Genomic DNA, 9,571 nt, shown 5'->3' with positions numbered 1-9,571 from the left:
GTAATCGGTTCTCCTTAGGGCGATGGACAGGTAATCGGTAATCGGTTTCTGTTATGATTGTAAAGGTGTAATCGGTTTAAACCCTAATGAACTTTAAATATTAATGCCCAATGAACTATTTCAACTAATGAACTTTAAATACTAATTAAAAAAATGATACAAAGAATCCAAACCGTTTACCTTTTTTTAGCTTCCTTGGCTATCTATGCTTTATTTATATTTCCGGTTGTACAAACGCTAACTTCTGATGGGGCAAAGCAAATAAAAATTACGGGTGTTTATGAAACGGTAAGTAACCAAGTGGTACAAACAGAGCCTTTTACTTTATTAACCATTGCCACCGCATTATTGGGTTTGATTCCGTTAGTGTTGATTTTTCAATACAAAAAACGCAAACAACAGGCTACACTTATTTATGTTTTTGTGGTAATTATGATTGCATTTAGTTTTTGGGTTGCGCAAACGGTAAAAACCGCTGCAAACACCAATTTAGAAATAAGTAATTACAATATTGGGGCTGGGTTGACCTCAGTAGCCATTTTATTTTTAGTTTTAGCAGGAAAAGGCGTTTTAAGAGATGAAAAATTGGTAAAAAGTGCGGATAGATTGAGGTAAATCTTCATATCAGCGGTTTTAATTTTTAAAAATAAAGCATTTTATTTTTTAGGCATAAATATTGGATTTGTCTTTAAAATAGAAATCGAATTTTAAAAATTAAAACGCTTATCATGAATAAAACATTACTTTTAATTGCATTAGGTCTAACAATTGGATTTAGTGCAAGATCGCAAACCATTGTTGCTTACAATGTTAATGGTTTAAACAGTGCAACAACGGCTCCGGCAACAACTACCGATGCTAATTTAACGGTTAGTGATATTACAAGGGGTGTAGGCGCACCAGCAAGTTCAGGTGGAGACTCTTTTAGAACCCAAGGATTTGGGATGAATGGTATTGCTACCACAAATACAGACTATTTTCAAATTACCTTAAAGGCAAATACAGGTTATAAACTTTCCTTAGCTAGTATCAACGCTAAATTTAAAGGGACTCCTGGATATACAATTAGCCCTGGAGTTTCATCCCAATTTGCATACAGTTTTGATGGTACAAATTTTACTTTAATAGGCTCACCAGTTACTACTCCTGGTAATTCGAGCGGAGAGGTAGATTTACCCGGTCAACCCATCAGTTCGGTAACCGCCTTACAAAACCTACCTTCTACTACTACGGTAACATTAAGATATTATGCAACGGGCCAAACCTCAACTGGTGGTTGGGGCTTTTATTCTGCTACTGCTACTACGGCCGATAATGGTTTAACTATTGGTGGAAGCGTATTAGAAGCAACTCCTCCAGTATTTGCGGCAAATTACCCAACTATTGCAAATTTAGATCAAACCAAGTTTGATATAGTTTCTAATATAAATGAAGTTGGTAATACTTATTATGTTGTTTTACCTGATGGTAATACAGCTCCAACTGCACAACAAGTTAGAGATGGCCAAAATGATATGGGCGGTATTGCTACGGTGAGTGGCTCATTTTATAATCCTACGGCAAACACCAATGCTTCTGGCAATGTTATGGGCTTAGTAGCTAATACTCCTTATGATGTATATGTTATAGCCGAGGATTTGAATGGTAACTTGCAGGCTAGCCCAGTTAAAATAGATATTCAAACCAGCTTAACACCACTACCAATAACGCTTACCGCATTTAGTGGGAAGGCGGTAAACCAAGCAATCCAACTGAATTGGAATACCGCAGCAGAATTAAATAATAGCTATTTTGATATTGAAAGATCTGTTGATGGGAAAAATTTTAGCACTATCGGTAAACTACAAGGCGCAGGAACTTCTACTTCATCAATAAGCTATTCTTTTTTAGATGAAAATCCTTATGCAGGCGTTAATTATTACAGGTTGGTTCAGTTTGATTTTGATGGGAAGTATTCTTATTCTCCCATCACTTATGTCGACTCTAAACTGGCCAATTCACAATTAAATGTTTATGCGGGCGGAAGCCAACTAAAAATATTCATATCATCTCCTAACCAAACTACGGCAAAACTTCAGGTTTATGATATTGGCGGCAGAAGAATAACCGAAAATCAAATAGCAGTAAATAAAGGTTATAACGACATTAATTTACCCTTAACAGTTCCAAATGGGATACATTTTGTAAGGTATATTACGGATAACGAAACGGTTGTGAAGAAATTCATAAAATAATTAAGCTTTTTTAAAAAAAATCCTCATTATTAATTTAATGGGGATTTTTTGCATTATGAAATTGTTAAATTTTAATCTCTTCCCGTTTTTTAGATATAAAATATTTATATTTATTGATTGTTCATTCTTTAAATATATCACATGAAAAAAATCTTACTATTAACAATTTTTATTTTATCAATTTTGACTTTAAAGGCTCAAATTTTCAGTCAAGATTTTAATGGGACAACTGATTATACAACATTAGTTAGTGCTACTCCCAATTCAAATCAATTTAATGCAATTGGAACAGCTAGTTCTGCAACAACAGTTGGAATAGTGAGCTCAAAATTAAAATATAGTAGATCTACAGTTACAAACGCTAATGGTTCTTTTACAAGAAATACAGATTTTTCTCCTGTTCCACAAATTATTATTTATAAAGTGGATGTAGAACTGACCGGCAATACTGCAAGTCAAACTTCTGCTGCGGTTTTTCAAGTAGGAACAGGTTTTAGTTCAGGATCTAATAGTCCTGAATCAAATGCAAAGGTACATTCAAGGTTTTCAATAAATATGGAAACAACATCTGGACAATTTAGTGTGAGAGACATTAATGCTTCTGTAAATGGAACGGGGACATATTCTGGCTCACAAACGTTAACATGGGTAATTAATAATTCTTCATCAAGTTATTCTTATACACCGCCAAATGGAGTAGGAACAGAAACAGTTGCGGCCGATACTTGGGATTTATTTGTTGGAAATACCAAGGAGTTAAATGATAGGGCAGCTCAAAGTGCTTCTATTGATTTGAAAAATTTAAAATTTGCTTTTACTGATGGTATTGGTGCTTTGACGTTAGACAATATAAGTGTAGAATCCATAACTCCTTTACCCATCCAACTTTCCGCATTTACTGGTAGAGCCATTAGTCAAAGTATCTTACTAAACTGGCATACCGCTTCAGAAATAAATAATGATTATTTTGATATTTTAAGATCGGCAGATGGTAAATCTTTTACCACTATTGGCACATCAAAAGGGTTTGGAACGTCCACCAATCCTCATGATTATAATTTTACCGATGAAAACCCATTTGCCGGTACAAATTATTATCAATTGGTTCAACATGATTTTGATGGTAAAACTTCTACTTCAAACATTATTCCTGTAGATTCTAAAATATCTTCTGCCCAATTAAGCGTTTATGCAGCGGCAACAAATATCAAGGTATCGCTTTCTTCACCAAATAAAACAAAAGGCCTGTTGCAGGTTTTCGATATTTCGGGCAGAAAGATTTTAGAAAACAATATTGAGGTTAGCAAAGGCTATAACAACTTCAGCTTACCTTTGTCTTTGCCAAATGGCGTTCATTTTGTAAGCTACACTGCTGGTAATTTAGTTATCAATCAGAAGTTTATTAAATAAGGGCGCATTTTTAAAATATTTTAAGAGGCTGTTTCATAAAATGAATTGAGGTAATACTTTTATGTTACCAAGAAAATACATTTCTTTTTTCAAACCTGTTACAACGGGTTTTTGAAATAGGTTAAGAAAGATTAAGGTTTTGAGACAGCCTCTTTTACTATTTACCGATAGGTTCCTCCACAATCAAAACTGGCTCTGGACCCTCTAAATCATCATTGTATTTTTCTGCAATATTACAATATCCAGAAACGCCCCTCTGCAATAAACCAAATCCAATATAAAGTTCGCCTGCTGCAATTAATGGGCTAGAAAAAATGTTTCTCAAACCCTTTAAGGTAATGTAGGTACCGCCCGCAATAGACAATACCCTTTCTGTTTTACTTAGGTTTGAATTAATATCTTCGCTCAATAAAGCTTCTTCTAAAGTATTTTTTACTTCTTTTATTTTATCTATTATCATGATAGTTTTTTTCTAAAATGATAACAAGGATAATGCCCAAAAAAACAAACTCTTTATTTTGATAGGTAATTGATTTTTAAAGTCCCAATGATTTATATTTCATTAAGAGCATCATAGAAATCTAAGAGAAAAGGTTTTACAGCTTTTTAAGATTTAATAGTTATATGCTTTATAAGGGTTGGGTGTTAAAATTATGGCAATGGAAAATATGAGATATTTAGTCCGAAATTAACGTCCAAAAAAAACATCGATAACCTAAGGAATTCATTCAGGAATGCTTTATGGCAACAAAAGTGTTAATCTTAGGCTTAATGGATCAAATTATAAGGCTTTTTTTTGTTATTTGGACAGAATAAATTTTTGCTTATAAACTTTGTTCCCCACTTTTAAAGAGAATATGTAAGTTCCGTTATCAAACCCTCTTAAATCTAAACCTTGATCAAACTTACCCGAGAAACCATCTATTTTTTTGGTAAGCATTTCCTGCCCAATGATGTTGATAATTTTAATGCTTATGTTTTCTTTTTTTATAACATCAAAGAAAATATTTAAAATCCCTTTAGTGGGTATCGGGTAAATATTTAATGCAATTTCTGCAGCATCGTAAGGTTTTATAGCAGATAATACATAGTTGAAATCTGAGGAGCTGGTAACGCAACCGGACGGACTTATTAATTCTACTCTGTAAACCCCTGATTTTTTGGGGTTATAGGTATTTGTAAGTGCTGTTGAATCTATTGTATCATTTACATACCATTTGTATTTTAGCCCATAACTGGCCACTAAAGAAGTTCCGTTTTGTGTTATGGTTGGTTTTGCCAAAGTTATAGCAGTTCTTTTACCGTTGGTGCATCCCAAAGACTTAAATAGCATATTATAAAAGTAATAATAGGCATTGGTAATAATACCATTGGTATCAGAGTAAGCACCGCTTAAATTAACCAATCCATTACCTAAATCTATTGGGATATTATTTACACCCACATTACTCCTAAAAATGGTAGCCCCATTAAACTGAATACCCACATAATATTTACCCGCCGCCGGAAAAACCAACCCGATTTTATAAACCTTGCCTAGGTCGTTCAAATCATCATCAATTGTTGTATTGCTATTGATAACATCAGGAGTAGTTTTTGTTCTCTCCACATTAATTGTAGAAGAATTTAGTACTTCGCCATTAGCTGTCTCTACGGTAAAAGTCAATTGTCCGGATTGGCTTATATACAATAGAGCACTATCTAAAACCATAGGAGCTTTTACCGTAATAATTGGCTTAGGCCCAAAATTACCAGAATAGTTACCACCACCATATATCTTTTTATTAGCGGCTCCAAAATATGATTTAAAATCGTTTACGCCTGCATAAAGTGTTTTATTTGATGGAAGGGTATTGATAAATACGTTTCCAAAGGTGAGAGGAACCGTATCATTTGCGTTGGTGTACCAAAATACGGTACCGTCAGCTTCTGAATTTAATTGATAAAAGCCCTTTGCATTATCACATTCTGCAATAGATGCGTTTTTTATACCCATTGGGATGATAACGTTAAAGTTATTAATTGTGGCGTTGTTGGTTGAGATTACATCTCCAACTAATTCTGTTTTTCCCTCTAAAGTATAAGTTAATCCCTCGGTTACCATAAAACCACCGCTAACTTTAAAATCTGCCTCAAAGTTTGGTGCTAAACTACCGGTATAAACCTCTGTTATTTTTTTAACAATTGTACTATTATTTGTTAAGGTTAAAGTTATAGGGATATTTGTAACTGTATTGCTTCCAAAATTCTTGATCTTAACAGAAAAAATAAGGTCGTTAGACTTACATACATTGGCTTGAAAATCGTTAAAAGCAATAACCCCAACATCATTAGTTGGTTTAATAAAGTTAATGGTGTAGTCTTGGGTCTCTCCTTTTGCATAATTTCCACAAGATAGAACCTGATCTGCACTGCTCACCTCACTAGTAACTATCCTCATTACGGTGGTATTGCCTGGTACAACGTTAGCGGGGACAGCAATATTTCCAGTAAAATCTCCATTGCCAGCAATCAAACCAGATGTAGCCACAGTTTCACCCGAATCGTCAAAATTGCCGTTACCGTTCCAATCAATAAAAACTTTTGCAAATTTATTTTGGGCTGTGCCACAGCTACCTAAACTGATTGTAAATGGATATGCCTTACCTTGTTCCAAACCTGTACTGATGGATTTAAAATCCGAATAATCTCTACAGGTATTGTTTAAAGTATTTGAAATTGTGTTAAAGACCACCTTATCAATACGAGAATCTACAGTACTTAAAGCAGCTGATGCACAATAAACGTTTCCACCTACACCAGAGGCAATAATAGAATAAGCCTGTGGACCTTTTGCTAAAGTTCCTTTATGAGAAACCCTTATGGTATAAACTTGGCCCGGTAAAGCGTTTGAAACTGCTATCTGTTCAACATTATCTATGATATTATCTGCCATGACCGCAGCATTTGAAGGATTATTTGGATCTAGTTTCCAAGGCAAAAATGTATTTGCTCCTTTAATAATCCTCAAATCAAGATCATTTACCAGTTTCGGCGTTCTATTGTTTAAAGTCCCTGTTGCATTTGGGATACCTTCTGGGTCTGTCCAACAAATGGTTACTTTAAAAGGGCCATAACCAGATGTAGTTACCTGCAGGTTATAAACTTCGCCTTGTGATAAGGTTCTTTCAGAAATAAGGCTTTTAGTACCATTCAATTTGATTAGGTTAGCAGCCCTTTCTACGTTTAAAAGCCCCCAACCATAAATATAATCAGGGCCAGGTGAGGCACCAGCCTCATCAGTAGTGTTAATTACCAAACTTTTTAAGGTTGCAGAACGCATAAAAGACCCATTATTTAATTTTGAATAATATTCTTGCAACAGCGTTAAAGAGCCAGAGGTATTTGGGGATGACATGGAGGTGCCTGAAAGCGTGGCATAAGCCATATTGTTTTCATTACTGGTAGAAGTCAGCTCAACGCCGTCTGCTACTATATCTGGCTTAATCCTACCATCATCTGTAGGCCCCCAACTACTAAAAGGTGAGATTTTAATATCAGAAGTTGAGCCAGCGCCAAAAGGAAGGCCATAAACTGCGCCAATAGATAAAATATTTTTTGCGGTGCCAGTTGTAGAAATGATATCATAGCCATCATTATTACTGATGCCCGACGGTCTTGGCCCTTTGATTACTAATGCTCCACTGCTATCAAAACCATAATAATCCGTACCAATGCTTGGGCCATTTTCACTCCTATTATTGCCGGCAGATTTTATTGGAAGATAATATGGTGCGTTATAACATATTTTATCCCAGTCTCTTGCACTATCATCATAAAAACCAAATTTATAATCTTCTGTTGCATTTGGGGATCCATACCATTCCCATCTTGGGGGGTTGGTACTTGAGTTATAGTTCCATCCTGCAATAAAACCATAAGAATGGTTTGATATAATCATGCTTTGTGATGCCGCAGTTGTCATTTCGGGTATGTCACTATTAAAATCCCAAGCGTACAGCTTTTTTAAACCCCATGCCATTCCTCTGGCAATCGGGTTTATACCAGCGGCTATCATTGTTCCGGCAACGTGGGTAGCGTGTTGGCTTCCACTACTTGGTGTATCTTTTAAAATTATTCTACTCGTACCGCTCGCATCTTGGAATTCTTGGTGAGATGTTAAAATAGTCCCTCCGTCCCAAATTCCAATCTTACCGATTAAATTATCACTAGATCCGTTTAGATTTAAACCTAAACTACCTCCAGAATAAAAACTATTTGTTCTTGTGGTTCCCGCTGCAACAGTGTTGTTTTCTGTTTTAAGATACAACGGGAGGCCTAATGCATCTATACCCTGCAAAGAAATAATAGTCCCATCTTTTTGTACCCTTAATGTTACCCAATTGTTTTTGGCAGCCAAGGCAAAAGCTCTACTCCTGTTCTCATCTGAAGTTTCTTTAAATTGGGATGATAATCTTTGAAGTTTATTTATTTGAACATCACTAAGTAAATTGCCAGATTCTTGGGCAAAAGAGAATGAAAAGCAAAGTAAAAAAAAGGGAAGAAATAGACTTTTTCTAATCATATTTTTAATCTAAATATTTATCAATATACTAAAATATACGGGATTAAGTTTTTTAGTAAAAGTTAAAAGTGAGGAATTTTACCTAAAAAACTGCAATAAAAACTAAAAACCCTCTCTTTTTTTTATCCATGTAAAAAGCTCTTCAATAGGTTTCTCTATTATGGTGCCTATATTAACTTGATGTTTTGTACAAGCTAGCTTTAAATAATCTTTAAAATAAAATGAAATGGAACCTACAAAATGTGCATAGTATTCTTTGTAGTTAGGGTATGATCTGATGTGGGTAGTAATAAAATCATCAAAGCCTTTGAGCAATAATTCTTGGACGTAAGGATGATCAAGGTGCTTGCCCATAAATTGTGCAAACGATGCTATAAAATAATTTGGAAATGGTTTTTGATATAGATTTTTGATAACCATATCTTTATTTATGCGATAAGTTTCATCAAAAGACCGCAAAATCTCTTCTGGTGCGTTTCCGTATAAAAAATCTGTCAACAGAATTTTACCAAAATAGGTACCAGAACCCTCTTCTCCTAAAATATAACCTAAACCAAGTTTACTGGGAAATACTTCTTTCCCATCAAAAAAAGAGATGTTTGATTCTGTGCCTAAAACGCAACTAAAACCCGGTTTATCTTTACAAGTGGCAATTGCAGAGCCCAATGTATCGCTTTCTACGCTTACAAAAGCATTTTTGAAAATACCGGTAAGTGCATTAGAAACTAGTTCTCGCCTATCTGGGCTACTGCAACCGGCACCAAAAAAATAAAGTTCTGTAATTTTTTCTGCAATGGGCTTAAAAGGCTGAAAGTGTTGCAAGCTTTTGATTATCTCTTTTTCTGTGGTAAAAAAAGGGTTTAGCCCGCCTGTATGAAATCTTTCTATAGATTGATCTTGGTTTAGTAAAATCCAATCGGTTTTAGAGGAACCGCCATCTGCAACAAGTAACATTTAGATTGCCTTAATAAGATCGCTGGTTAAAGGTTTGCCCAAAAAATCTGTAACGTTATTAAATTCAATCACTTTTTTATGATCATTTGGATCTAATGAAGAAGATAGCATTACTATTTTTATCTCTTCTTTATTAAAAGATTGAAGGTCTTGAAATTCTACCAAAAAATCGAAGCCTGTTTTAATGGGCATCCTAATATCCAAAAATATTACTTCTGGTAACGCTGCATTTTCTTTTTCTAGTGTTTGAAGGTAAGACATTGCAGATGCGCATGATAATTTGATTATAATTTCCTCAGCAAAATCATTAGCTATCAGAATTTTTTCATTGATCATGTTATCAATAAAATTATCATCAATTAAGAGTGCCTTTTTATATTTGAATGATTTCATCCTGATTCTCTATTCT

The 9,571-nt window shown here is 34.6% G+C and carries 7 protein-coding genes; 3 read left to right on the top strand and 4 right to left on the bottom strand.

Going from position 1 to position 9,571, the window contains the following annotated elements:
• The first annotated feature begins 153 nt into the window (after positions 1–153).
• The 3 genes from I5M32_RS10055 (at position 154) to I5M32_RS10045 (ending at position 3,644) form a co-directional block, all read left to right on the top strand.
• Entirely contained in the window at positions 154–615 is a 462-nt protein-coding gene (locus tag I5M32_RS10055) for a DUF4293 domain-containing protein (RefSeq protein WP_200586104.1), read from the top strand.
• Positions 616–728: 113 nt separating this feature from the next.
• Positions 729–2,234, top strand: coding sequence for a T9SS type A sorting domain-containing protein (locus tag I5M32_RS10050; protein ID WP_200586103.1), 1,506 nt, complete (start codon positions 729–731; stop codon positions 2,232–2,234).
• A 141-nt stretch (positions 2,235–2,375) separates the two neighbouring features.
• On the top strand, positions 2,376–3,644 hold the full coding sequence (locus tag I5M32_RS10045) for a T9SS type A sorting domain-containing protein (protein ID WP_200586102.1): 1,269 nt from the start codon (positions 2,376–2,378) through the stop codon (positions 3,642–3,644).
• Between the two features lie 157 nt (positions 3,645–3,801).
• On the opposite strand, the gene I5M32_RS10040 is transcribed toward I5M32_RS10045, so the two are convergent.
• The 4 genes from I5M32_RS10040 to I5M32_RS10025 all read right to left on the bottom strand — a co-directional run bounded on the left by I5M32_RS10040 (position 3,802) and on the right by I5M32_RS10025 (position 9,555).
• Positions 3,802–4,104: a DUF2892 domain-containing protein gene (locus I5M32_RS10040; protein ID WP_200586101.1), complete on the bottom strand. Its 303-nt coding sequence runs from the start codon at positions 4,102–4,104 to the stop codon at positions 3,802–3,804.
• A gap of 339 nt (positions 4,105–4,443) precedes the next feature.
• Positions 4,444–8,208, bottom strand: a complete 3,765-nt coding sequence (locus I5M32_RS10035) for a S8 family serine peptidase (protein WP_200586100.1) — start codon at positions 8,206–8,208, stop codon at positions 4,444–4,446.
• 102 nt (positions 8,209–8,310) lie between these two features.
• The gene (locus tag I5M32_RS10030) at positions 8,311–9,162 is read right to left on the bottom strand and encodes an N-acetylglucosamine kinase (RefSeq protein WP_200586099.1); all 852 of its coding nucleotides are present in this window, start codon (positions 9,160–9,162) and stop codon (positions 8,311–8,313) included.
• The gene (locus I5M32_RS10025; RefSeq protein WP_200586098.1) at positions 9,163–9,555 is read right to left on the bottom strand and encodes a response regulator; all 393 of its coding nucleotides are present in this window, start codon (positions 9,553–9,555) and stop codon (positions 9,163–9,165) included.
• Between the last annotated feature and the right edge of the window lie 16 nt (positions 9,556–9,571).

It is taken from the genome of Pedobacter segetis, assembly GCF_016623585.1.
GTDB classification, from domain to species: Bacteria; Bacteroidota; Bacteroidia; order Sphingobacteriales; family Sphingobacteriaceae; genus Pseudopedobacter; species Pseudopedobacter segetis.
Note: the sequence above shows the minus strand (reverse complement) of the source record. Positions and strands in the feature narration are given on the sequence as shown.

Bases quoted from the DNA above. Each gene is read 5' to 3' on its own strand.
- I5M32_RS10030 (WP_200586099.1), bottom strand. From the start codon at position 9,162: ATGTTACTTGTTGCAGATGGCGGTTCCTCTAAAACCGATTGGATTTTA.
- I5M32_RS10040 (WP_200586101.1), bottom strand. From the start codon at position 4,104: ATGATAATAGATAAAATAAAAGAAGTAAAAAATACTTTAGAAGAAGCT.
- I5M32_RS10050 (WP_200586103.1), top strand. From the start codon at position 729: ATGAATAAAACATTACTTTTAATTGCATTAGGTCTAACAATTGGATTT.
- I5M32_RS10055 (WP_200586104.1), top strand. From the start codon at position 154: ATGATACAAAGAATCCAAACCGTTTACCTTTTTTTAGCTTCCTTGGCT.
- I5M32_RS10045 (WP_200586102.1), top strand. From the start codon at position 2,376: ATGAAAAAAATCTTACTATTAACAATTTTTATTTTATCAATTTTGACT.
- I5M32_RS10035 (WP_200586100.1), bottom strand. From the start codon at position 8,208: ATGATTAGAAAAAGTCTATTTCTTCCCTTTTTTTTACTTTGCTTTTCA.
- I5M32_RS10025 (WP_200586098.1), bottom strand. From the start codon at position 9,555: ATGAAATCATTCAAATATAAAAAGGCACTCTTAATTGATGATAATTTT.